This window comes from Acinetobacter sp. AS23 (assembly GCF_023612055.1).
In the GTDB taxonomy this organism is placed as follows: Bacteria; Pseudomonadota; Gammaproteobacteria; order Pseudomonadales; family Moraxellaceae; genus Acinetobacter; species Acinetobacter oleivorans.
In genome coordinates this window covers 1,523,562-1,546,953 of sequence record NZ_CP082274.1, presented here as the reverse complement: position 1 = coordinate 1,546,953, position 23,392 = coordinate 1,523,562, and the positions used below count along the sequence as shown (strand labels likewise).

Sequence of the window (23,392 nt, the reverse complement as noted above, 5' to 3'; positions counted from 1 at the left end):
TAGGAATAGTCGCCCATGGATATCCGCAAAATTAAGAAACTCATCGATTTAATGATTGAGTCTGACTTGCAAGCGATTGAAGTTAAAGAAGGTGATCAATCAATCGCTTTAACTCGCCGTAGTCCAGTCGTTGCTGCGGCTGGTGTAGCACTTCCGGCAGCTCCTGTTGCAGCAGCACCAGTTGCAAAAACACCACGCGGAGCAGTTGAAACTTCTCCAATGGTTGGCGTGTTCTACGCTGCTCCAAGCCCAGGCGAAGCACCATTTGTTAAAGTAGGTCAAACTGTATCTGCTGGTGAAACTTTGGGTATTATTGAAGCAATGAAAATCATGAACCCAATTGAAGCAACTCAAAGTGGCGTGGTTGAAGAAATTTTAGTGAAAAATGGCGATGTAATCCAATTCGGTCAACCTTTATTCCGTTATCGCGCGTAATTACCTCGGGGACGTCTATGTTGCAAAAAGTTTTAATTGCAAATCGTGGTGAAATCGCTTTACGAATTACCCGGGCTTGTAAAACATTAGGAATCAAGACTGTTGGTATCTATTCAGATGCTGATAAAGATTTGATGCATTTACGTTTTGTTGATGAAGCAGTATGTATTGGTCCCGGTGCAAGTAGTGATAGCTATTTAAATATCCCGGCAATTATTACTGCTGCAGAAATTACCGGTGCCGATGCTATTCATCCTGGCTATGGTTTTCTTTCAGAAAATGCTGAATTTGCTGAAATTGTAGAAAGTTCAGGTTTTACTTTTATTGGTCCGCGTCCAGAACACATTCGCCTTATGGGCAACAAAGTTTCTGCGATTGTTGCCATGAAAAAAGCTGGTGTACCTACTGTACCTGGTTGTGACCATGCTGTAACCATCCACAATGCCCTTGCAGAAGCTAAAGAAATCGGTTTCCCGCTTATTGTTAAAGCGGCATCTGGTGGCGGTGGACGCGGTATGCGTATTGTTGAACGTGTAGATACACTACTTGAATCAGTTCAAGCAGCTCAGCGCGATGCAGAAATGTGGTTTGGTGATGATACCGTTTACATGGAACGCTTCTTACAGAAACCTCGCCATGTTGAAGTGCAAGTTCTTGGTGATGGTAATGGCCATGCGATTCATTTATATGACCGCGACTGTTCATTACAACGTCGTCACCAAAAAGTGTTAGAAGAAGCACCTGCTCCAAATCTACCAGAGCAAGCTCGAGCTGATATCTTAGAAGCATGTGTTCATGCATGTCAGTTAATGCAATATCGTGGCGCTGGTACGTTTGAATTTTTATTTGAAGATGGTGAATTCTTCTTTATCGAAATGAACACCCGTGTTCAGGTAGAGCATCCTGTTACTGAAATGGTTACTGGTGTTGATATTATTGAACAACAGTTACGTATTGCAGGCGGCCTAGGACTAGAGCTTCAACAAGAAGACATCAAAGTTAATGGTCATGCAATCGAATGTCGTATCAATGCGGAAGATCCAACAACTTTCTTACCTTCACCAGGTAAAATTGAAAGTTTCTATGCGCCAGGCGGTGCTGGTATTCGTTTAGATTCTCATATCTACCCAGAATATAGCATTCCACCTTACTATGACTCTATGATTGCTAAACTGATTTCTCATGGTAAAGACCGTGAAACATCACTTGCTCGTATGCGTCAAGCGTTAGATGAAATGATCCTTACAGGAATTAAAACTAACATTCCTCTGCATAAAGATCTCATTTTGCAAGATAAGAGCTTCTGTTCTCAAGCAATGGACATCCATTACCTTGAAAAGCACTTGTTAAAGCAATTGGAAGAAAAGAAGAAAGCTGAAACTGCATAATAAAAAAGCCTCTTATACTTAAGAGGCTTTTTTTATATCTATTACCTTATGGTAGGACTCTACGTAAAGTCGCAAAACACTGTTCCCCCTTAGCAGTTGAACAGAAGTTGATAGTATGGTCATTTTTCCACTGTACAAAATACTGAGAAACATCACCTGTTTGATCTTGTTTCTGACCTGAACAATCTACTTTATTATTATCAAATTTAATTTGCATCACTAAAGCAGCTAACTGCTCTTTAGGGTCATCAGATGGTTGATATTCATATAAACCGTATGACCACTCTTGACCACTTTTGATCACTACATCATTACTACTACGGAAGTTATAATATTCCACACATTTCTTATTATTTGGAATTTCCATTCCCCATAATCCCATAATTTCAGGACGCGTAACAATACGTATAGCATTAGGATTACTTGCAGTCCGAACGGGTTGTTCGGCTGGCTGTTGAGTAGCCGTTTCTGCCACAGCTAAACCAGAACAAGCCCACAATAATCCAATAATATAAATATTTTTCATAGATTTATTAATCATTAAACGCATGAAGTTAAGTTAGCATATTTTTTGACAAAATCACTGCTCCATAACCATATAAAAACAATATTTTTCAACTGTAACGTGCTACAACAAGTCATCAAACAATTTTATATTTACTTGCTTTTTTCAATATAAATTCTTTGTTTTATATTATCTAAAGCTTAAGCAGCTGAAGAATCGACTTGTTTGGGAAGCCACATTACAAAGCACAAACCTAAGAGCACAATCACACTGGCACACATAAAGATGAGTTCACCTGAAAGAATTTTCCAGAAATGCCCAGCCAGAACACTACCAAAAGCTACACCCAGTCCCCACATGGTACTGTAAAGAGCTTGTCCACGCCCTTGCTGTCCAGCAGAGAAGTTTTGAAAAATAACTCTCATTGCAATTAAGTGAAATAAACCAAAACTAAAAGCGTGCAAACACTGTGCAAAAAGCTGACCAACAAAGTAATGTGAAAATAGTGCAACAAGCATCCAACGTATGCTCGTCACAAGCAAACACACAATGACTAAACTATGCCACGAAAAACGTTGAAAAATCTTTGAGGCAATTGAAAACATAAAAATTTCAGCAAAAACCCCCATTGCCCATAAAAATCCAATTTCAGTTGTACTGAAATTCAAAGATTTCAGAAAGTTACTATAAAAACTATAAAAAGGTGCATGTGAAAAAAGTAAAATAAATTCAATTATGAAAAATGCAGCTACTGTCGGGCGCTTTAATACTGGAAATAAAGGCTCTAACTTTTTCTGTGAGGTAGGTGCACCATCTGGTTCTCGAATGGTAAAAGACCAAATAAATGCTAATGAAGCAATAATTAATAATAAAATTGGAAGCATCGAAATAGGTACTATTTCCAGAAGTGCACCAATAACAAAAACACCAACAATAAATCCAACAGATCCCCACTTACGAATTTTGCCATAAAGTTTAGCTTTTTGATCACCCAACCAAAATAAAGTAACCCCTTCAAATTGAGCTAAAATAGCATTTTGGAAGAAGCTAAAAATAAGCATGAGTAAAGCTATAGATTGAAACGTATTTGGCACTATAAAAATAGCTAACCATATACATGATTCCATCCAAGTTGCTAGCCGCACTAACAGCATTCGCTTACCAGATTTGTCGGCAACCCATCCCCACACTAACGGCGCAAAAAAACGAGTTACAATCGCGATTGATGATAAGACACCTATTTCTTGATAATTAAACCCTTGATCTTGAAGATATAAATTCCAATAAGGCATGAACGTACCAACAATGGAATAGTAAAAAAAGTAGAATCCGCCGAGTCTGGTTTGGATTGTAAGTGGTTGGAACAAGTTGTAAACCTTAGTAGTTTCAATAGGTTAAAATTCGAGATAATTGTATATTCAAAGCATCCCAACCCCATAATTTTAACACTTTGTTTTCCAATACAAATAACTAAATTATTAATAACCAACTTCGCCTCTAAAAGCTTTTTTTATTGATAAGAAAGACTAAATGAATATAAGACAACTGTAATTTAATTTGTACAATCTGTTAACTTGTGTAAAAATACATTTAATATTCATAAGGTATTTATTCATCAGATGTTTTTTCTTATTTTTTTAATTTGTCTTTTTCTATTTTTACTTATTCTAAAACAACATTACCGTTGATCACCTTTTTACATCTATCTTTTCTTTAAAAGCTTTTACACCATCTTCAAATTAGAACAATTAAAAAATCAAATCTAAATCTCATGACTATTTGCATGAGCAACCGAATATAAAACGGACTCAATATCAAATTCCAACAGATTATTAATAAGTTACTGTAACAACTATCGTATCTGAGTAATTACCAGGTGTCGTTGAAATAGCTGTACCCTGCGGAATTTTTCCATAGACATTTGTACTTTGGGCAGTGCCTGAGCCTGTTTTAGAAACACCTCCAGAACCTCCAACCGTGGCTACACCACCAGTAGTATCCCATACCGTAGTATAAGTCGAGTTCTGATATAGCTGGTAAGGGATATATTGACTACTACCATTTGTCATACGTCTAAAGCCTCCAGCAATACGGTTAATTCCATCACCCAAGTAAATACTATATGAGGTTCCATTGTTACACGTCGTATTCACTGCACCTTGTGCCGTGTAATCACGACTCGTCGTACCAATATCATTGATATTGCCAAAATCCACATTTGATGTGGAATCTAATTGGCACATACTCGGTACAACATAATTAGCAGTGATAGTAGTATTGCCTGAGTCCCATCCGCCTCCGCTATCACCTTCACAGACAGTGCTAGAGCTTGCTTGCATATCCCAAAAAAGTTGAACCGTACCCGTATATGTCCCTTTAGGATAGGCAATAAGAGACCCTGTGCGGGCTGGGACTTTTACATTTACCGAGTAACTAATAATATTATTTGAAGCGACCGTTCTCACTGGACCATACCAAACATTTGAACTTTGGTTGGTGGTAGAAGATCCAGCACCACCTACGGTTGCTGTGACGGTGTAAGGTAATGAAACGCTGTTATTAGTATTTGTGGTTCCCGTAAATACGGTTTTCATGCACATATAACCTGAAATTTCAGGAGTAGTACGCCCTCCAAGACAGCTAATCGTGCCAGAGAAGTTGATGTTTGCGTCACTATTAATGGTAGCAGCCGTATAGGTATAAGTACTATTAGTTGTTCCCGTTACCGTACAAGCCGCATGTGCAGAGCTAAAAAATGCATATAATATAAAAAACAGAACAGGTGCTAAAATATACTTTATGGCCAATGAAAACTTTTCACTCTTCATCCAAAAACTATGACTCGCAGTAGTTATCGACATAGATAAGGCCCCAATTTTTTAGCACTGTATTGCTTATTTTCATACACAAAATTAACTTGGCATGAGCCATGATCCAGAAGATCGACTTCAAGCTTGTTTTGCTTTAATAGGTTTTGAATAAATACTTCGCCGTCGTAGCCAACTACCCCATTTTGCTGCCCATTAATGCGAACTGTATAACCCGGTAATAAAGGTGAATTGTTCGCATCAACAAGTTTCACTAATCCGGAAATGACCTGATGAGCGCCGAAGTCAATCAAAGCTCCTTGGCGATAACCTACAAATGCTGTTTGGTTAGTGGATTTAACATCCCACTCTAAAGGTAAATATGATGGATCTAGATAGATATGATGAAGCTGATAGGGTCTTAAATTTGCAATTAAGAATCGCCCGGTTCCATCAGTTGCTCCTAAATTTACCCCGCCATTTAAAATTTGGCTTTGTGGCCCAGCATTGGTTACAACAGCGTAACCATCTCCAATTTCATTGGCCGCAAAAATTCGCCCTGCTGCCGCAACCAATGATCCGGTCGCTGAAACTGCAACTTGGTCATTATCCCCAATTCGGTTGTATCGACCAGTTAGGTAAGCTGCACGAGCACGGTAAGAGGCATAGACCGATGCATTGTTTTGATTCGCATCCTGATCACGCTCAACATAGCCTCCCCATCCAAATGCACCGATTTGTGGATCGCTAAATCCATTTATTTCTTGTCTATAGGTTGTTTTACCACTTTCATTAGAAATACTTATAATCGCATTGACTCGGCTAGATGGTGTATAGCGCAGCGCAAAGTAAATACCATAATCTTTTTGGTTTTCATAATCTTTATACGCTGATGCATAAAAGCCCCAGTTTTTGTTCAGGCTTCCGCTTAAATTGGCAGACACTAACTTGTAAGAGTTGTCGCTATATTTGATCTGGTTATAGCCCAAATAAACGCCATAGCCTGCATAAAAATTATAGTTAATTCCTGCCCTAAAAATCTCATCTGCCAGCGCACTGTAGCTTAAATAATTTTTGGGTTCATCATCGGATTGATTATCTTTTAAATATCGAACTTGAGACACGCGGGCAAGGTCAAAGTAGTTATCAAATACTTTACGGTAACTGGTATTAAACGAAATATTCTTGCTTATACGCCCTTCTAATCCAAGCAAAGCAGAATAACCGTTTTCATCTTTGTACTGACTCGCTGCGATGTCAGCATTAATCACCCCAAAACCAAACAGGTTCTTGGCAAAACCAGTGCCTAGATTTGATAGGCCATCTGTTGAAGCCTCTGCGCCACCACTTAAGGTCAGCGAGTTGCTGTAACCATATCGAATCGCACCCGAAGCAAAAGTGGCATCATCATAATCGTTTGAAAACAGCCCATAGTTATAGCGTGGAACACCAACATCTACTGAGAATTCATTAATGCCTTTTGCCAGAATTTTTGATGAAAAATAGTAAGCCTGTTTAGTAATGCTCTGCTGACCTGTTGCATCGGTAGTCACAAGCGTGACTTCATTGCCTGAAATAAACGGGAGCTGCTTAATGTCAAATGGACCTGATGGCACAAGCCCTGAATAAATCTTTTGCTGGTTAACGTATAAGTCTAGTGTTGACGGAAGTGCTGCTGAACCCGAAAATTGCGGCAGTGCCGAGGTAACAAGATCACCTCGTTGAGTATAAGCACTTGACCACTGGAAACCGGCCAGACGTACACTACTACCCCAATCAGAACTATTGGAAATAAAGTCCCCTAAGGTATATATCCTGATCTTTTCAGGGTCTACATATTGCCACTTACTTTCTAGTCGTACCCATTTTTCATGGCTATAACTCGTTTCATTACTACCGTTGTATAAAACGCCTGAAGAAAAGTTACCAATTGCGCTGTTAAAGATCCCTTCTGCCGAACCTGAGAAAACATTCTCGTCGTTGGTTATGGTGTTATACAAACTATAGTTCAGAATAGCCGCGTTTAAGGGCTTCATTTTTAGCAAATGAGGGCTGGTGGCTTGCTGACCATTTAAGTCAACTGAATAATCCGTCAACATGTTCGAGGGAACTTGTAAATTTAGAGCCTGCTCATTCTCTAAATATTTAAAGTGGATACCTCTTAGCTCATCAATACAGACCCATTGGTTATCAGGAGTCTGCTCATCCATTTTCACCCTTAAAACCTTCAAGTCACGAGAACGGATATACAGCTTTCTATCTTGATCTTGGCGCACCGAGATCAAATCTGTTGAAATACTCGAATTAATAGAAATCTTTAAGAAAAGCTGTGTATACGCCTTATCAGAGATGAATACCTGATGAGAAGAGTTTGTAACTTCCGGAATACTTGGTAAAGCAGCATTGGTGCTATCTTGCAATGATTCAGCAAAAGCATGAATCGGCAAGTACATAACACATAAGGCACTTACGAGATATTTCATGTGTGCCTCTTTAAAGAGATGTTTGCTTACCGTTAATATTCAATGAAATATTATATTTATGATCCGTTTGAAATTTAAAATCAGGGCTAATATTAAAATTTCTTGCTTTACCAGCAAGAATATAACCATTCACTGTATTTACTTTAATGGCATAGCTTTTATTCGCTGTTATATCAACAAGCGTTAAATTGCTTAAAAGTGCATGTCGATTTCCAACATTATTAATTATAAGAGAGGAATTATTTTGCTCTTGTTGTATTGACCAAGTAAGTTTAGTAATTGCATCTTTATTGACTACAAATAGAGGCAATGACGAACGTAGTAGTACACTAACTCCCTGATCCACTTTACGGTTATCAATCGGTTTTGGTAACTCATCAATAATTATACGATAGGTTTGTTCACCAGAAACTGGTACTGGATTAATTCTAACTACACGTAAGTTATAAGAATCATTAGGTTGTAATTTTAAAAATGGTGGACTAACCGCGATCTCATCTGTAGGTATTAATTGATCTTGCCCAGCATTTTGGCGCCATTCAAATACACGTACCTGCAAATCACTACTTTCATTTGACTGGTTATATAAACTAATTGAAGAAGCCGATTGATCATTTAATATTTCAACGCTTACAGGCGAAAGACGAATTGATGCAGCATTCAGCATACTAGGCAAAAATAACAATAAACTTGTAGTAACAAAGATATTTTTTCTCATGATTTGCCCAGAACGACTTTTCTCAAATTAGGCTAGCTCTCTAAATCAAGAGCTAGCAATGACACAATAAAACTTATTAAAAATTAGTAAGTCACTGTTACTGTTACTGTGTCAACATAGCTACCAGCACTTGGTAAAGTTGAGCCAGCTGGAATACGACCATAGACGTTAACTGTTTGTGGCGCACCAGTACCAGTACCGCTATAAGCAGAGGTTGCAATACCAATTGCTGTTGCACGGTTAGTGTCAGAGAAAAGATTGTAGGGAATAAATTCGTTGCTGGTTGCACCACCAATCATACGACGTTGAGTCGTTTGAGCATTTTTGCCGGCATCGAAAGCCAAAGTCCATGGCACAGTGTTGTTACATAAAACTTTAATTGCAGTACCACCTGTCGTTGTGGTGTCTGCGTCTACGTTGCTCGCAAGAGAACTTAAAGTACCAAAATCTAAAACTGCGTTAGCTGTTGTACCTGTAGCTGAAGTATTCAATACACAGCTATTTGTAATTGTTGCTTTAACAGTCAAAGTACCTGTTGCAGTTGCAGCATTTGCCGCATTGATAGACATTAAACCCAAAGTAATTACTGATAAAATGAGAGACTTTTTCATGGTTAAAAACCTTTTTACATTACGCCAATAAAATTAATAGATGTAAAAACTAGCCTTCCCCATCACAATCACTAGCTTTTCTGATTGTTTTTTCAAAGCGTTATTTTTTTACTCTACTTACGGCGCATAATACAAAAAAACAACAAAAACACTAACATAACTTTCATTCTAAATATCAATTAATAATTCAACTTCTGATGAATTTCTCAATTATAAAAATTTTTATGGTTTATCATGCTTTTTCTATCGATTTTCGATACTTCTATCTAGCTTTTGTTAGTTTTACTAAAAAAAGTATATATTTTCATTAGTTAAAGTTTACCATCACTTTTAGTATTTTATATTTTTTTAATTTTTGGTAAAAAAATAATGAACAAAAAGTAAGCTACTGATTGTTCTATATATTTTAAATGAATAAGAAAAGAATATTTTATGAATAAGAAATCTAAGTAACTTATAGATACTTTCAGGATTTTTTTAAGAATTTTCAGCAATTACACAATTTCCCTCTATCAGAAGAAAATCGTGTGAGCTTAACTATTTCTAAAAACTAAATGAAAAATCAAGCCAATAAAACCACCTCCCATAGCAAAACCTAACTGTATATAGGCTTTACCGTACCAAGCCAACTCTCTGAATTGATAATCTGTATTTTGCGACCCCATTAGTAAAATATTTTTAATGTCCCAGCTATGGAATCCTTTAGGTCTTTCTGCAAAAAAATCTAGAATAGGTGTAAACCCAAAAACAAAAAAAACACCCAGTAAGGGATAAACGATAAATCCAGGAAAAATAGGATTATTCTTCCTTTCCATAGAGTCGAATATTAAAGTTGCAGCAACTAATATACTTTGTACTAGAGCGACTTTTTTAAAAGTATCTAGATCAAAACCGAGATAGAACATTAAAGTTAAGAAAAAAAACCCTGTGAGAAAAACGGAGCAGATTAATAGTTTCCAATTCATTTCAGTCCTTAAATGATTTTTTTAGAATCTTATATAGTTGTAGTAATGTGTATTAAAAAAATATTTCAATTTATTTATATTAGCAAAAAATAATTAAATAGCACAACATTAATTAAATCAAAAAACATACAAATAAAAAAGTTATTATTAATTAAATCTAAAGTTAAATTTAATTAATTCACATCCCTTTCGATGAAAATACTTAATAGAAATATTCTTTATTACAGCTAAAAATTTATAAAATATATCAATTTAATAATTAAGTATTTGATAATTTATTTAATCTCCTAAACCTCCAAATTAGATATTAATAATCGCTTAAATACTTTCTTTAAAAATCTATTTCTAAATTGAGTGAGCCACAGCTGTACTGTTTATTTTCTATTGAAACTAACAATTCCACACTTGTAGTTTCACTTGCTTCTTGGCAAGGTATGTACCAGTAAAACATTAGGAATTTGTTCCAATATGGCGAGTCCAGCACAAATCATTCGACATAAATTTCTCAATACATTCTTTTCGCGCCATTCTCTCTGGTTCTTATGTATTTTTACTGCACTGAGCATTACATGGTTTCGAACCGTATACACCCCTCATAGTATCTATTATTTTATTTCTGATACTCTCCTTAACGGGTTATGGGTGCTTACAGGTGCACTAAGTTTATTAGGCCTTTATGATGTTTTGCAGAATAAACATTCAATTCTAAGAAACTACCCAATTATGGGGCATTTCCGTTTTTTGTTTGAAGATATACGCCCAGAAATTCGCCAATACTTTATTGAAGCGGATCAAGATGCTCTACCTTTTTCGCGTATGCAAAGAAGTCTAGTTTATCAGCGTGCTAAAAATGAAAATGCAGATAAACCATTTGGTTCAATCATTGACGTTTATCAAGAAAATTATCGATTCATTGTCCATTCAATAAGCCCTTGCCCACCAGCAGATCCAAAGAGCTTTCGTATTCAGGTGGGTAATGCACAATGCCTTCAACCGTATAGTGCATCAATTATGAACATCTCTGCCATGAGCTTTGGTAGTTTAAGTGCTAATGCAATTCGTGCGTTAAATAAAGGTGCGCAGTTAGGCGGGTTCTATCATGATACTGGCGAAGGTAGTTTAAGCCCTTATCATCTGGAAAATGGCGGTGATATTGTTTGGCAAATTGCCAGCGGTTATTTTGGCTGTCGTACCTTAGATGGGAAATTTGACGAACAGAAATTTGCCAAGCAATCTCAATTACCACAGATCAAGATGATCGAGCTGAAGCTTTCCCAAGGTGCAAAACCAGGTCATGGTGGTATTTTACCTAAACATAAAATTACCGCAGAAATTGCACAAATCCGTGGGGTTTCTCGCGATCATGACTGTATTTCTCCAGCAAAGCATTCTAGTTTTTCTACCCCTATTGAAATGATGCATTTCTTACAGAAATTGCGCACATTATCTGGCGGTAAACCAGTTGGTTTTAAACTATGTATTGGTCAACCTTGGCAATTCATGAGTATCGTTAAAGCAATGCTAGAAACAAAAATTGTTCCTGACTTTATAGTCGTTGATGGGTCTGAAGGTGGTACAGGCGCAGCACCGATTGAGTTTAGCGACAATATTGGTACTCCATTACGTGAAGGCTTACGTTTTGTTCATAACACCCTTGTGGGTGCAGGACTAAGAGATCAAGTTAAGATTGGTGCAAGTGGTAAAATCATTAGTGCCTTCGATATTGCCAGTACTTTTGCGTTAGGTGCAGATTGGGTTAATTCAGCACGTGGTTTCATGTTTGCTGTTGGATGTATTCAGGCACAAAGCTGTCACACTAACCAGTGTCCTGTAGGTGTTGCAACCCAAGATAAAGACCGTCAAAAAGCAATTGATGTACCCACTAAATCAGAACGAGTATTTAATTTTCATAAAAATACATTGCATGCATTATCAGAAATGATTGCTGCGGCTGGTTTACGTCACCCTTCTGATATTAAAGCTCATCATTTGGCTCAGCGAGTAAATGACCGTGAAATTAAGAACTATGCTCAATTGCATTTTTTCTTAAAAGAAGGGGAACTTTTACAGTCTGAACTTAATAATGACGATGATAATTTTTATTATCGAATGTGGAATATGGCGGATGCTAATCACTTTTAATTTATATTAACTTGATAGATTGAGCATTACATTTAGAGTGTGATGCTCTTCTATATTTGAAATGAATATGTGATTTCCCTTTAAATTTCATTCCCCTTTTAATTTGTCTTTAATAGATTTTTCACCTAATATAAAAGTATAAATAACGTACACACTTTAATTTTATTTAATAAAAATTTTTTAATGCTTATAACAAGAAGGTATCTCATCATGTTGAAAAAAACATTCATCTCTTCTTTTGTCGCACTAGCAGTAGGTTTGAGTAGCTATGCTGTTGCTTGTACACGTGCCGTATATTTAGGCAATAACCAACATATTATTACTGCTCGCTCAATGGACTGGAAAGTTGATACGGGTACAAATTTGTGGATTATGCCAAGCGGGGTTAGTCGTGACGGTAGCGCAGGTTCCAATTCAATAAAATGGACGTCTAAATATGGAAGTGTAATTGCCACAGGCTATGAAGTTTCCACAACAGATGGAATGAATGAAGCTGGCTTGGTTGCTAATATTTTATGGTTAGTGGAATCTCAATATCCAGATGTGAAAAAAGCGGATAAGCCTTTACTCAGTATTGCGGCATGGGCTCAATATGTACTTGATAATTTCGCAACTGTCGATGAAGCCGTTAAAGCATTAGAAAAAGAACCTTACACGATTGTGACCGATAATGTTCCAGGCGAAACACGCCTCACTACCCTACATTTATCTATTTCTGACAAAACAGGTGATAGTGCAATTATTGAATATATTGGTGGAAAACAAGTGATTCATCATAGTCGCAGCTATCAAGTCATGACTAACTCGCCTACTTTCGATAAGCAACTCGCACTTGCCGAATATTGGAAACAAATTGGTGGAACAATCATGCTTCCCGGTACAAATCGAGCATCCGATCGCTTTGCACGTGCATCTTTTTACATTAATGCAATTCCTAAAAATGATGATAGTAAACAAGCGCAAGCCTCTGTATTTAGTGTCATTCGAAATGCTTCTGTTCCCTATGGACTCAATACACAAGAAGAACCAAACATCTCTTCTACTCGCTGGCGAACTGTAGCCGATCATAAACAGATGCTTTACTTTTTCGAGTCAGCACTATCACCAAATGTATTTTGGGTTGATTTGAAAAAGATTAATTTTAAAGATGGTAAAACTCGTAGACTAGATTTAGGCCCCGATCAAAGCCATATATATGCAGGTGATGCCACTTCTTCTTTTAAAATTGCAAAACCATTTGTATTTTTAAGCCCATCTATGCGTTAATTTATGTCAAAATTTACTACACTTAACATAAATAATATTAAGCATACTCTCTTGGAATTTATATGATGAAGAAATCTCTACTCTTATTGGGTTCATGTCTACTTACAGCGGCTTGTAGCACCACACAGGTTAGTACAACAGCTCCTAAAGAGGTAAAGACAGCGGGTCAGCTAAACTGCTCACCAACTGAACTATGCCCAAGCTTGCTCGTGAAATGGAACGAGAATCAAAAAGATCAGCTTCGTGTAGATGTTCATTTAAGTAGTAGTTATAACTTTTATGATATTAACGAGTTAACATTTGATATTGATGGGAAACGATTTAACTATCAACCCGCTCAATCAACTGAAAAAACGAATGTGAGTCGATTAGTTCCTAAACATTCTACAACGTTCTTTATTATTCCAAGTAAATTCTTGCAAGAGTTTAAAAGTGCTCAAAATGTAAACGTTTTGATAAAAACGGATAAGGGAACAATCGAACGCAATATGTATAGTCCACAAAAGCAGTCTTCGGTTTATAAAAACTTTATGCAGCTTTATCAAAATTCAAAATAAAGTACAAAGATTAAGTCATGCATCTATCCAATTTTTTGGATAGATGCATTATTTTTTTAATAATAAAAATGTTTTGGCTTCGCATGTAAAAATGCTGGAATCAATCCCGTTAAAGCTGCACGTATATCCGCACGCTCATTAATTAATTGATGAGACCCTTCTTCTAGCATTAATAACGTTTGCAGTCTAAATTTACGACGAATAAATTCAATGTTGTAACGCCAATCAACCGTCTGATCGAGAGCACCTTGTGCAAGCCAGACGGGAATACGACAAGCTGGCCGCTCTTCCATTTCTTGCATCCATTTAGACATTGCCAAAATCCAGTCCATACCCATCATTCGAGGTTGCAAAGGATCTTTTAAACGAATGAAACGTAAAAATTCAGGATTATGATTATTACGTCTAAAGTGTCTTGGTACTTGGCGCTTAATACGGCGAATAATGCCCAATCCAACTGGGTTATGCCACCATGCTGTTTTTGCAGGACGAATCAAAGGAGAAAGTAACAAAACTCTATCTACAATCGGATCTTGGCGTTTTTCAGCATATTCCAATAAGTGATGCATCCAGATTGCACCACCCGTACTTTGACCAATTCCCACCCAAGGTTTTGGTAACTGATCTGCATGTTTTACATATTGATAAACAGCCATCAGAACTTGTTGATAGTGATCAAAATTTTGAATACTTGCTGGTGAGCCATTGCTTAAACCATGCCCTGGTAAGTCATATGTAATGACACTAAAGCCTTGTTCAAGAATTTCACGAATAATGGGCTGATAAATACCACTATGCTCAAGATAGCCATGTAATAAGCAGACAGTACCTTGTATTTTTTCTATTTTAGGCTTGAAAACTTGCACATGTAATCGAAACAAAGGCATTTGAACATAGCCCTGCCAATGATCACATTCAAGTAAATGCAAACCATACAACTTACGGTAAGCTAATAAATCTCGTGATGGTTCTTCTAATGTATTTAGATTAAGTGGACTTAAAACCTGTGGCGTAAGATCACGGTTAGGAACCGGCAAATCTAATTGTTTTAATACGGCAGGATTGAGAAATGGGATATCTGACATTAAGGTACCTCTCGACAATCACTTGAGCCAAACAACATGTCGCGAATTGTCGCAAGTAATTCATAATTTGCACGACGGCTATGATCGTAATTTTGCACACTTGGTTGCCAGCGTGTCAGTGGTGTTGGCATTGGAGCCACAACAGGAATGGTTTCAATACCATTTAAAGCAAATAGTCGACGAGTACGCGGCATATGGTATTCATCTGTAACCAACATGACCGTCGGTGCTCCACCCTTTTTCTGAAGTAATAGAGAACTAAATCTTGTATTCTCACAAGTATTCATACTACGTTTTTCTAGTAACTTTGCATCAACGCCGCGCTCTTTTAACCAAGCTTGCATATAAGGCGCTTCAACACCGCTCAGTACAATAGGAAGCTGATTTTGTTTTTCAACTTCTAAGGTTTTTTCTAGTCTCAAGCGTGTATAGCCATTAACTACAATATCTTTTCCATTTTTATCAAGAGTCAAACCACCACCTAAAACAACAATTGCATAAGGTTGTGATAACTTTTTAGATGGAGCTGGTAAAGGATTTTTACGAACATACTCGATTTTCTGTTCAGGTTCGCTCACAGCTTTCTGGTGTTCTGGCACTACAGGTTTTCGTGCTAAAAACTCGGTATATTGCTCTGTAAGGGCCTTATTTTCTGAACTATTAATAAAGAGTGCTTCATCAATTGGGCTACTTGCTTCATCAGCAGCATCAATTTCTGAGTTTTTCACGACTAAAGGAACCGTTACAGAAGCGGCTGCCTCTGAATCTTGTTCCTTTTCTTCTAAAAGAATAATTTGCTGCAAAGCCTTATAGTTTTCTTGAAGATAGGTCAGATCTGTTGTCTTTTTTTCACGTAAAGCTTTTTCAGTCAGCTTTAAATATGCTTGACGAGCAATCCATAGATTTGAACCTGGCTCTAAATTATCATGTTCACTTAATGCAGCTTGTCTCTGACTTTCAGCGGCGACTTGATTCACATCAACCGGTACAAAATAATTAAGTCCAGCTACAATTAATTTTGAATAAAACGGCGAATATAAAAAAACCACGAAACAGCCTAATAGTACAAATAGCACGGTGACTACTTGTACTAAACGTACCATTAAGTGTACTTTTGGCATAAAACTATTCCGTATGATTTTCAATTAAACCTAAACTGTTATAAAGCACAGGCTCTGGTTCTAACATAATATGGAAACGCTGTTCAACATCATGTTGTACAGCCTGATAAGTTTTCTTTACATCAGTAAGAGATGCATTGGCATAATTCACCAAAACTAATGCCTGTTTATGAAACATCCCCACCATATCGAGTTGCTTCCCTTTCCAACCCGCCTGATCAATTAACCATCCTGCTGCAATTTTAACGTTTCCACTGGCTTGAGGATAATGTGGAATTGTTGAGAATTGTGTGATTAGACGTTCAAATTCTTGAGAATTAACAATCGGATTTTTAAAGAAACTACCTACATTTGGATACTCTTTTGGATCAGGGAGTTTACTTTGGCGAATATGGATCACTTGATTTTGTAAGTTCTCAGCAGTCTGATTGTCTCCCACTGCTTGCTTCAAATCACCATAGTTAAGTTTTAAATGTGGCTGTTTAAGTAATTTAAAAGTGACATGCGTGATGATGTAACGGTTCGGATCATCTTTAAAAATACTATGGCGATAAGCGAAATGGCATTCTGCGGCTAAAATTGTTTGAGTTTCTTTTAATTTACGGTCATACACTTGTACCGACTCAATAAACTCACCGACCTCTACGCCATAAGCACCAATGTTTTGTACGGGTGAAGCACCTACTAAACCTGGAATAAGCGCTAGATTCTGCAAACCAAACCAATTTTGCTTTGTACTATATAAAACAAAATCGTGCCAGACTTGACCTGCACCTACTTTAACCCGAACGAAATCATGATCATTTGATAAAACTTCAATTCCTTGAATATCAAGGTGAATCACTAAGGCATTGATCTGCTGCGGCAACAACATGTTACTACCGCCCGATAACACAAGTACATTTAAATGATGCTGCTTAGCAAAATCCAAAGCTTCTTCAATATCCTGAATATTACCGACTTTTGTGTAATGTGAAGCTGTTGCATCTAAACTTAATGTATTGAATGGCTTAAGCTGTACCTGATTTTGAATTTGCATTGTGTTGAAAAACCTATTCTTAAACATTCAATTGTTTTTTTAAAATATTAATCCACGCCAAACTACTAGACTCACATTGGTCAAGTACGCGCTCGAAGCCATCAGCACCGCCATAATAAGGATCAGGTAAGGCTTGTTGTAGATATTGAGGATCATGCTCACTCATTAAAGCTACTTTTGCACGAATTTGATGAGTACCAAACTGAGAAACCGCGCTTTGTAGCATGTCATGAATATCATCAAAGTTTTGGTGATCCATTGCCAAAATCAAATCAAACTCTAAAAAGTCTTGTGTTGAAAGCTGCCTTGCACGTAAAGACGACAAGTCATAACCTCTTTTTTTAGCGTGCAACTGACTACGCTGATCAGGTGCTTTATTTGGATGATAATTACTCGTTCCAGCTGAATCGACAATGACATTAAGTTGATGTGCATCACAATAATGTCTGAAAACCACTTCAGCCGTGGGAGAACGGCAAATGTTTCCTAAACAGACGCATAACACCTTATATTGTGTTTCCATTAGAAACTACTTCCAAACATTTGAATTAAATAAAAATTAATATGGAGCATGTAAAACCCTGACAAAACTATAAATTATTGTCAGAATCGAATTGACCATTGTGACGTGTTGCATTTTGTCAAAACTCACATGGCTTGAAAAGGAAAATAATGTTTATCAATAGATTAAAAGTTGATAAATCAGTCGACAAAGTAGCTGACCTACTAATTTTGAATAAAATAATAAAGCCCTCCGAAGAGAGCTTTTACAGCAAAGCAGACACTCACATTATTAATAATTATATGAGCTTTAAATCCTAAAACAGGATAGCAACTACTTAATGTACAACTTATGATTTACTAATACAGCTTTAGTAAAAGGCTCAAAACAATCATTTAACTGTACTAATTAACTCAATCATTTCCTTCGTTGGCCTTAAGCTACCTAATTGCCACTGTTCAGGTGGATGTTCATCAATTCGAATCCAGACATGCTCTTGAAAAGCTGGATTTCCCTTTCCTTCTATCTCTACAAATAAATCTGTTATTCGTTTAAAAAGCTCGGCTTTACTATCTTTATCTAGTAAACCCTCTATAGTTTGTATATTTATAAATGGCATAATGCTACCTGAATTAAGTCTAGGTCTAAATTATAGACCCATGTTAATTGGAGCTCCCTAGAATGTCAAATATTATTCCAGATCAGAGATTTTCAGTAGATGTGTGTGGAATCTTCAAAATTGCTGAGATATTGAACGATAGTTGGACGATCCTATTGTTGAGAGAAGCTTTTTACGGCGTAACGAAATTTAATGATTTTCTAGAAAATACAGGTATATCGAAGCAAATTTTATCTAATCGTCTAAAACATCTCATCCAATTAGAGATATTTGAACTATCAATTTATAAGGAAGTGGGTGTACGAGAGCGCAAAGAATACTTACTCACAAAAAAAGGTAAAAGTCTAAATATTGTTTTGCTTGCTATGCTTGAATCTGGTAGTAATTTTATTGAAACAGATAAAGATGCTGTGAAAGTTTTTAAGAAGAATTCAGATGATCAACTCAAATTAAAGCTTGTTGATTCATCTAATCAAGTCATAGATCTTAATAATCTGGAACTGAAACTCATTCCTCGCAGAAATAAGGAATAACTTTTTATTTAGATATAAAAAAAGCCCAAATATTATGGGCTTTTAAGCAACATGAAGACAAAAATCATTTATTTTTAAAAAGTTTATCAGTCATAGTTCTATCAATCTTGCTACGGTGCCCATTCTCAAAATATCGATCGACATGGCATAGTTTCGTTTTGGTATCACAGAACACACCATTTGAGAGTGTAAATGCTGAAGTATCAAAATCGCCTTGAGAGAATGCTCTGTTGGCTTTGTGAGTTCCTAAGTATTTGGCTGTAAGTTTTTTAGATACACCCTTCTTGTCAGCACAAATATATTTGTCACAAATTACACCATTTTTTGGTGAATAGACGCTAGAGCTAGTTTTAGCCATTACTGCGGAGCTCAGCATGAAACAAGTGCATCCAATAACACTAAGTAAAGTTTTAGAAATTTTCACTTTTTGAACCGAATAAAATTATAAATTGTTAAGACATTATATGAATTAGCAGCCTTCAGGAAAATCTACAGAACCCTATAAATAACAAAAAGCCCACCTTTCGATGATCTTTTAAATTACTTGCATGATCTCCGTCTATCGTCTGACTCTGACCGCATGAAAGTAGTGAGTATCTCATATAACACTCAACATAATTGCCCCAGAACTACTTTATTTTAAGGTGTCTTATGCTAAGTTATTTAAAGATTGAATCTTATAGAACCGTTCAACAATAATTTTCAAAAATAAGGAAATAATGTATATGAGCCATTTTCAATTTCAAACCGTTCCAAATATCATCTCTGGCTTAGGCTCTATACAAGAATTACAGCATATTTTGTCTTCAAAAGCTTACCGTAAGCTATTGCTAGTCACAGATGAAGGCATGGTCAAAAATCAATTACACCTGCCCATTCTTCAAATTTTAGATACGCTCAATATTGAATATGTCATTTATGCAGATGTTCAGGCTGACCCACCAGAACAAGTTGTTTTAGATGCAGCCAATTATGCAAAGCAGCAAAATGTAGATGCCATTATTGGCTTTGGTGGTGGTAGTTCTTTAGATGTTGCAAAAGTAATCGCTTTACTCGCCCACCCCGACCAGACTCAAAGTTTGCAAGACATGTATGGCGTAAACCAAGTCACCACAGCTCGCCTTCCACTTATTTTAATTCCGACCACAGCTGGTACAGGTTCAGAAGTAACACCTATTTCAATTGTGACGACTGGCGAGACAACAAAAATGGGGATTGTCTCTCCAGTACTGTACGCAGACACTGCGATTCTTGATGCTACTTTTACTCAAAACCTTCCAGCACATATTACTGCTGCAACAGGTATTGATGCGATGGTACATGCTATTGAGGCATATACATCTAAATACAAGAAGAATATATACACCGATATTTTAGCTAAGAATGCTTTGAAGCTACTAAACCATAACTTACCGAAAGTTCTTAAAGATGGTAATGATTTAGAAGCACGTCAAAACATGCTGTTCGGTTCAATGCTCGCAGGTCAAGCATTTGCAAACTCGCCTGTTGCCGCTGTACATGCTTTAGCTTACCCATTGGGTGGACATTTTCATTTATCGCATGGACATACCAATGCCTTAGTTCTGGTTGAAGTTTTAAAATTTAATGCGCCGAATGCAAAAAAATACTATGCAGAGCTTATGCAATGGTTAGACCCATATAGCAATGGCAGCACTGATGGCTTGTGTGATCTGTTCATTGACCATATGCAGAACCACTTAGACCGTAGTGGCTTGACCTTAAAACTTAGAGATTTGGGTATTGATGAGTCGAGTTTACCCCGACTTGCTCAAGATGCTATGTTGCAAACTCGCTTACTACAAAATAACCCACGAGACATGACAGAAGCCGCTGCTTTGGCAATTTATCAGGCGATTCATTAATGACTAAACCAGTTTTAAAAAACCGAGATCAATTTAAGTTCTTTTTAGACATTCAAACGCGTTGGGCAGATAACGACATCTATGGTCATGTGAATAATGTGACTTACTATAGTTACTTTGATACAGCAGCCAATGCTTTACTCATTCAAAAAACAGGTTTTGATATTCATGAAGCAAAATCAATTGGGTTAGTGGTTGATTCAGCGTGTAGCTTTTTACAAGAGTTATCATTTCCAGAAATTATTCAAGTAGGTGTTGCGATTGGTAAAATTGGTACGACTTCTCTACGTTATGAATTAGCGATCTTTAAACAAGGCCAAGATCAAGCCTCAGCTCAAGGACATTTTGTGCATGTGTTTGTAGATCGTGAAACGCGTAAGACTGTGCCCATTTCTGAGTCAGTTCGTGAAGCTTTAAAAAGTTATTTATTATAAAAAACGAGGCAAAAAGAAAATGATCTTTTCTTTTTGCCCACCTAAACTTACATCATTGCGGGATCACTAAAAGAGTCTTCACCCGTTTCAACTCGGCCAGCAAAACGTCGGTAATAATACGGATCACTCTGGCTGGTGATTTCAAAATCATACCAATGCCCGACATCGGCCAAAGCCCAATGTTGCTTAACGACTTGACCCGCTTTTACGGTAAATTGTGAAGGCGCATCTTGTCGATATGCACAAGGTTTTACCGTCAATATTGCATCCTTAGTTCCATCATTCACGAGTTCAACATAAACATCGCCATTGGCAATGTCATAGCACACTCGAATTTCAGGTTTAACACCACTATCAAGCATACGTTGAGTGTCGCCTTTGAAGTGACGATGGTAGCCATTTGGACCAAGTACCCATAGGTCATAACGACCTAGATTATCTTTAAAAGCGTCCCATTCATCATCTAGAGTCTTATTCGGCTCAACAATATAACGCTTTGGAATACGATCCAAGTTGAGCTTGTCATAGACATGAAAAACTGCTGCCTGTTTCCCCGTATTAGAGAAAATCAATTGCACTTTACCATCGGCTTTACAGCGCGCGCTGGTGTGCAGCTCGTAAGGTAGCGCACGCGACAGACGTATACCACTTTGCTGAATCGGTAACTTTATATCCGTGGGTACAGGAACAGCTGGTAAAGCTTCTTGATTTTCTCTTAGCTCATCGGCCTGCATACGTGTTTGTTTACCATTCAGCTGCGGTAAAACATCTGCATTTGGTGTTTTAAAGTTAAACGCACTGGTTAAATCACCACACACTGCACGGCGGTATGGACTGATATTCGGCTCTTTTACACCGAAACGTTTTTCTAAAAACATGAGCACAGACGTATGGTCAAACACTTGCGAATTCACCCAACCACCACGGCTCCAAGGTGAAATCACATATAACGGAACACGAGGGCCCGGACCATAAACTCGTCCATCAGGGGTAGGCTGAGAATGGCTTCCTTCAGGCGCTGCGTGGTCAAAATATTCATCCTGCATATCGGCACTGCTTAATGTCGATTTGCCTGCGTACTGGCCATTTTTGAGTCGAGATGGTGCTGATGGTGACGGTACATGGTCAAAGTAACCATCATTTTCATCGAAATTGATAATGAGTGCTGTTTTACTCCAAACCTCTGGCACAGCAGTTAATGCATCAATAATTTCTTGAATAAACCATGCCCCTTGGACAGGACTTGAAGGATCAGGATGTTCGCAGTAAATCGATGGTGCATTAATCCAAGACACTTGAGGTAACTTCCCTTCACGAATGTCGCGTTTAAAAGCGTCAAGATATTCTTCTGGTTTATTGCCCGGTAGCGTATTTGCAATGCCCTTATATAATGGATTTTTGGCATTATCCGTTGCAGCATCATAGGCTTTGTATGGTAGTTTTTGGCCCGTATCCGCATAAGGTTTATTCGGTTCGCCGCCACTTGCAACCGGATAACCAGAAGCAATGTTCGCCTTTCTAAATGAACGAAATGCCCCAAGCATGTTATCGCCCCATTCATCCGGCATATTTTGATAACAAATCCAGTTTACCCCTGCTTCTTCTAAACGCTCCGCATAAGTCTTCCATGTATAACCGCGATCTGCCGTAGCTGGATTACCATCAATCCAGTCCCACTCATTGTTTACAAATGAACGCTTGGTCGGTGTTGCACCATTTGTACCCGTTAAATGATAAGAACGGTTTGCATCTGTTCCAGTGTGCATAGAGCAATGGTAGGCATCACAAATCGTAAAGGCATTGGCGAGTGCAAACTGATATGGAATTTCTTTTTCTTTAAAATAACCCATGGATATATCAGTTTTATGGGCTGGCCAATTCGTCATACGCCCATTGTCCCACGCCAACTGACTGTCGTTCCACGTATGCGGAGTACCATCTGCACGCTGTGCATTATTGGCTGTACCATCTAAGTGAAAAGGCGTTAGAACTTGCCCATTACTTCTAAGCTGCTCCCAAACACGGCGGCCACTTGGCAAAGGAATCGTAAAACGATCAGCAAACCCTCGAACGCCTTTTAATGTTCCGAAGTAATGGTCAAAAGATCGATTTTCCTGCATTAAAATAATAACGTGTTCAACATCCTGAATGGTTCCAGTTTTATTATTTGCAGGAATTGCTAAAGCTTTTTGAATACTAGATGGGAACGCTGCCAATGCCGCAGCACCAAAACCCATATTTAAAGAGTAATTTAAAAATTTACGACGTGTAATCATGATTAGGTTCTTTTTATTATTTA

The 23,392-nt window shown here is 37.4% G+C and carries 22 protein-coding genes; 8 read left to right on the top strand and 14 right to left on the bottom strand.

The features are described 5' to 3' along the window. The first annotated feature begins 15 nt into the window (after positions 1–15). Positions 16–435: an acetyl-CoA carboxylase biotin carboxyl carrier protein gene (locus K6I41_RS07230; protein WP_004791766.1), complete on the top strand. Its 420-nt coding sequence runs from the start codon at positions 16–18 to the stop codon at positions 433–435. Between the two features lie 17 nt (positions 436–452). Then, positions 453–1,823: an acetyl-CoA carboxylase biotin carboxylase subunit gene (accC, locus tag K6I41_RS07225; RefSeq protein WP_004791764.1), complete on the top strand. Its 1,371-nt coding sequence runs from the start codon at positions 453–455 to the stop codon at positions 1,821–1,823. Between the two features lie 46 nt (positions 1,824–1,869). Here accC and K6I41_RS07220 read toward each other — a convergent pair whose 3' ends face one another. The 7 genes from K6I41_RS07220 to K6I41_RS07190 form a co-directional block, all read right to left on the bottom strand. After that, complete coding sequence (locus K6I41_RS07220; protein WP_004791762.1) at positions 1,870–2,373, bottom strand: hypothetical protein; 504 nt, start codon at positions 2,371–2,373, stop codon at positions 1,870–1,872. 155 nt (positions 2,374–2,528) lie between these two features. Continuing rightward, positions 2,529–3,695 carry an MFS transporter gene (locus tag K6I41_RS07215; RefSeq protein WP_250375509.1) on the bottom strand — a complete coding sequence of 389 codons (1,167 nt, stop codon included), beginning with the start codon at positions 3,693–3,695 and terminating at the stop codon, positions 2,529–2,531. Positions 3,696–4,160: 465 nt separating this feature from the next. Further along, entirely contained in the window at positions 4,161–5,189 is a 1,029-nt protein-coding gene (locus K6I41_RS07210) for a Csu type fimbrial protein (protein ID WP_404798173.1), read from the bottom strand. Further along, complete coding sequence (locus K6I41_RS07205; protein WP_250375762.1) at positions 5,180–7,588, bottom strand: fimbria/pilus outer membrane usher protein; 2,409 nt, start codon at positions 7,586–7,588, stop codon at positions 5,180–5,182. The genes K6I41_RS07210 and K6I41_RS07205 overlap by 10 nt, the downstream gene beginning before the upstream one ends. Before the next feature lie 40 nt (positions 7,589–7,628). Further along, complete coding sequence (locus K6I41_RS07200) at positions 7,629–8,336, bottom strand: fimbrial biogenesis chaperone (RefSeq protein ID WP_250375508.1); 708 nt, start codon at positions 8,334–8,336, stop codon at positions 7,629–7,631. Between the two features lie 83 nt (positions 8,337–8,419). Then, entirely contained in the window at positions 8,420–8,947 is a 528-nt protein-coding gene (locus tag K6I41_RS07195; protein ID WP_192835187.1) for a Csu type fimbrial protein, read from the bottom strand. Between the two features lie 533 nt (positions 8,948–9,480). After that, positions 9,481–9,912 carry a hypothetical protein gene (locus tag K6I41_RS07190; RefSeq protein ID WP_250375507.1) on the bottom strand — a complete coding sequence of 144 codons (432 nt, stop codon included), beginning with the start codon at positions 9,910–9,912 and terminating at the stop codon, positions 9,481–9,483. Between the two features lie 468 nt (positions 9,913–10,380). Between K6I41_RS07190 and K6I41_RS07185 the strand changes: the two genes are divergently transcribed. From K6I41_RS07185 to K6I41_RS07175, 3 genes are all read left to right on the top strand, one after another. Continuing rightward, positions 10,381–12,054, top strand: coding sequence for an FMN-binding glutamate synthase family protein (locus K6I41_RS07185; RefSeq protein WP_004791750.1), 1,674 nt, complete (start codon positions 10,381–10,383; stop codon positions 12,052–12,054). A 210-nt stretch (positions 12,055–12,264) separates the two neighbouring features. Then, the gene (locus K6I41_RS07180) at positions 12,265–13,320 is read left to right on the top strand and encodes a linear amide C-N hydrolase (protein WP_250375506.1); all 1,056 of its coding nucleotides are present in this window, start codon (positions 12,265–12,267) and stop codon (positions 13,318–13,320) included. Positions 13,321–13,382: 62 nt separating this feature from the next. Beyond that, positions 13,383–13,877 carry a hypothetical protein gene (locus K6I41_RS07175; RefSeq protein ID WP_005306413.1) on the top strand — a complete coding sequence of 165 codons (495 nt, stop codon included), beginning with the start codon at positions 13,383–13,385 and terminating at the stop codon, positions 13,875–13,877. Between the two features lie 56 nt (positions 13,878–13,933). On the opposite strand, the gene K6I41_RS07170 is transcribed toward K6I41_RS07175, so the two are convergent. The 5 genes from K6I41_RS07170 to K6I41_RS07150 all read right to left on the bottom strand — a co-directional run bounded on the left by K6I41_RS07170 (position 13,934) and on the right by K6I41_RS07150 (position 18,243). Further along, positions 13,934–14,962: an alpha/beta hydrolase gene (locus tag K6I41_RS07170; protein WP_005306414.1), complete on the bottom strand. Its 1,029-nt coding sequence runs from the start codon at positions 14,960–14,962 to the stop codon at positions 13,934–13,936. Then, positions 14,962–16,083, bottom strand: a complete 1,122-nt coding sequence (locus K6I41_RS07165) for a YdcF family protein (protein WP_107880867.1) — start codon at positions 16,081–16,083, stop codon at positions 14,962–14,964. Before K6I41_RS07165 ends, K6I41_RS07170 begins: the two co-directional genes overlap by 1 nt. Before the next feature lie 4 nt (positions 16,084–16,087). Then, the gene (gene murB, locus K6I41_RS07160) at positions 16,088–17,122 is read right to left on the bottom strand and encodes a UDP-N-acetylmuramate dehydrogenase (protein ID WP_250375505.1); all 1,035 of its coding nucleotides are present in this window, start codon (positions 17,120–17,122) and stop codon (positions 16,088–16,090) included. 19 nt (positions 17,123–17,141) lie between these two features. Then, positions 17,142–17,645 (bottom strand): low molecular weight protein-tyrosine-phosphatase, encoded by a 504-nt coding sequence (locus K6I41_RS07155; protein WP_005306419.1) that lies wholly within the window; start codon positions 17,643–17,645, stop codon positions 17,142–17,144. A 370-nt stretch (positions 17,646–18,015) separates the two neighbouring features. Then, the gene (locus K6I41_RS07150; RefSeq protein WP_013197442.1) at positions 18,016–18,243 is read right to left on the bottom strand and encodes a tautomerase family protein; all 228 of its coding nucleotides are present in this window, start codon (positions 18,241–18,243) and stop codon (positions 18,016–18,018) included. Positions 18,244–18,305: 62 nt separating this feature from the next. Here K6I41_RS07150 and K6I41_RS07145 point away from each other — a divergent pair, with 62 nt between their 5' ends. Next, positions 18,306–18,776 (top strand): winged helix-turn-helix transcriptional regulator, encoded by a 471-nt coding sequence (locus tag K6I41_RS07145; protein WP_192454022.1) that lies wholly within the window; start codon positions 18,306–18,308, stop codon positions 18,774–18,776. A gap of 64 nt (positions 18,777–18,840) precedes the next feature. On the opposite strand, the gene K6I41_RS07140 is transcribed toward K6I41_RS07145, so the two are convergent. After that, the gene (locus K6I41_RS07140; RefSeq protein ID WP_192454023.1) at positions 18,841–19,152 is read right to left on the bottom strand and encodes a YcgJ family protein; all 312 of its coding nucleotides are present in this window, start codon (positions 19,150–19,152) and stop codon (positions 18,841–18,843) included. A gap of 349 nt (positions 19,153–19,501) precedes the next feature. Between K6I41_RS07140 and K6I41_RS07135 the strand changes: the two genes are divergently transcribed. Together K6I41_RS07135 and K6I41_RS07130 are read left to right on the top strand one after the other, a co-directional pair. Then, on the top strand, positions 19,502–20,659 hold the full coding sequence (locus tag K6I41_RS07135) for an iron-containing alcohol dehydrogenase (RefSeq protein WP_250375504.1): 1,158 nt from the start codon (positions 19,502–19,504) through the stop codon (positions 20,657–20,659). Then, the gene (locus tag K6I41_RS07130; protein ID WP_031983137.1) at positions 20,659–21,093 is read left to right on the top strand and encodes an acyl-CoA thioesterase; all 435 of its coding nucleotides are present in this window, start codon (positions 20,659–20,661) and stop codon (positions 21,091–21,093) included. The genes K6I41_RS07135 and K6I41_RS07130 overlap by 1 nt, the downstream gene beginning before the upstream one ends. A 47-nt stretch (positions 21,094–21,140) precedes the next feature. On the opposite strand, the gene K6I41_RS07125 is transcribed toward K6I41_RS07130, so the two are convergent. Then, positions 21,141–23,369, bottom strand: a complete 2,229-nt coding sequence (locus tag K6I41_RS07125; protein WP_192454025.1) for a phosphocholine-specific phospholipase C — start codon at positions 23,367–23,369, stop codon at positions 21,141–21,143. Between the last annotated feature and the right edge of the window lie 23 nt (positions 23,370–23,392).

Bases quoted from the DNA above. Each gene is read 5' to 3' on its own strand.
- K6I41_RS07230 (WP_004791766.1), top strand. From the start codon at position 16: ATGGATATCCGCAAAATTAAGAAACTCATCGATTTAATGATTGAGTCT.
- accC (WP_004791764.1), top strand. From the start codon at position 453: ATGTTGCAAAAAGTTTTAATTGCAAATCGTGGTGAAATCGCTTTACGA.
- K6I41_RS07220 (WP_004791762.1), bottom strand. From the start codon at position 2,373: ATGCGTTTAATGATTAATAAATCTATGAAAAATATTTATATTATTGGA.
- K6I41_RS07210 (WP_404798173.1), bottom strand. From the start codon at position 5,189: ATGTCGATAACTACTGCGAGTCATAGTTTTTGGATGAAGAGTGAAAAG.
- K6I41_RS07205 (WP_250375762.1), bottom strand. From the start codon at position 7,588: ATGTACTTGCCGATTCATGCTTTTGCTGAATCATTGCAAGATAGCACC.
- K6I41_RS07200 (WP_250375508.1), bottom strand. From the start codon at position 8,336: ATGAGAAAAAATATCTTTGTTACTACAAGTTTATTGTTATTTTTGCCT.
- K6I41_RS07195 (WP_192835187.1), bottom strand. From the start codon at position 8,947: ATGAAAAAGTCTCTCATTTTATCAGTAATTACTTTGGGTTTAATGTCT.
- K6I41_RS07190 (WP_250375507.1), bottom strand. From the start codon at position 9,912: ATGAATTGGAAACTATTAATCTGCTCCGTTTTTCTCACAGGGTTTTTT.
- K6I41_RS07185 (WP_004791750.1), top strand. From the start codon at position 10,381: ATGGCGAGTCCAGCACAAATCATTCGACATAAATTTCTCAATACATTC.
- K6I41_RS07180 (WP_250375506.1), top strand. From the start codon at position 12,265: ATGTTGAAAAAAACATTCATCTCTTCTTTTGTCGCACTAGCAGTAGGT.
- K6I41_RS07175 (WP_005306413.1), top strand. From the start codon at position 13,383: ATGATGAAGAAATCTCTACTCTTATTGGGTTCATGTCTACTTACAGCG.
- K6I41_RS07170 (WP_005306414.1), bottom strand. From the start codon at position 14,962: ATGTCAGATATCCCATTTCTCAATCCTGCCGTATTAAAACAATTAGAT.
- K6I41_RS07165 (WP_107880867.1), bottom strand. From the start codon at position 16,083: ATGCCAAAAGTACACTTAATGGTACGTTTAGTACAAGTAGTCACCGTG.
- murB (WP_250375505.1), bottom strand. From the start codon at position 17,122: ATGCAAATTCAAAATCAGGTACAGCTTAAGCCATTCAATACATTAAGT.
- K6I41_RS07155 (WP_005306419.1), bottom strand. From the start codon at position 17,645: ATGGAAACACAATATAAGGTGTTATGCGTCTGTTTAGGAAACATTTGC.
- K6I41_RS07150 (WP_013197442.1), bottom strand. From the start codon at position 18,243: ATGCCATTTATAAATATACAAACTATAGAGGGTTTACTAGATAAAGAT.
- K6I41_RS07145 (WP_192454022.1), top strand. From the start codon at position 18,306: ATGTCAAATATTATTCCAGATCAGAGATTTTCAGTAGATGTGTGTGGA.
- K6I41_RS07140 (WP_192454023.1), bottom strand. From the start codon at position 19,152: ATGCTGAGCTCCGCAGTAATGGCTAAAACTAGCTCTAGCGTCTATTCA.
- K6I41_RS07135 (WP_250375504.1), top strand. From the start codon at position 19,502: ATGAGCCATTTTCAATTTCAAACCGTTCCAAATATCATCTCTGGCTTA.
- K6I41_RS07130 (WP_031983137.1), top strand. From the start codon at position 20,659: ATGACTAAACCAGTTTTAAAAAACCGAGATCAATTTAAGTTCTTTTTA.
- K6I41_RS07125 (WP_192454025.1), bottom strand. From the start codon at position 23,369: ATGATTACACGTCGTAAATTTTTAAATTACTCTTTAAATATGGGTTTT.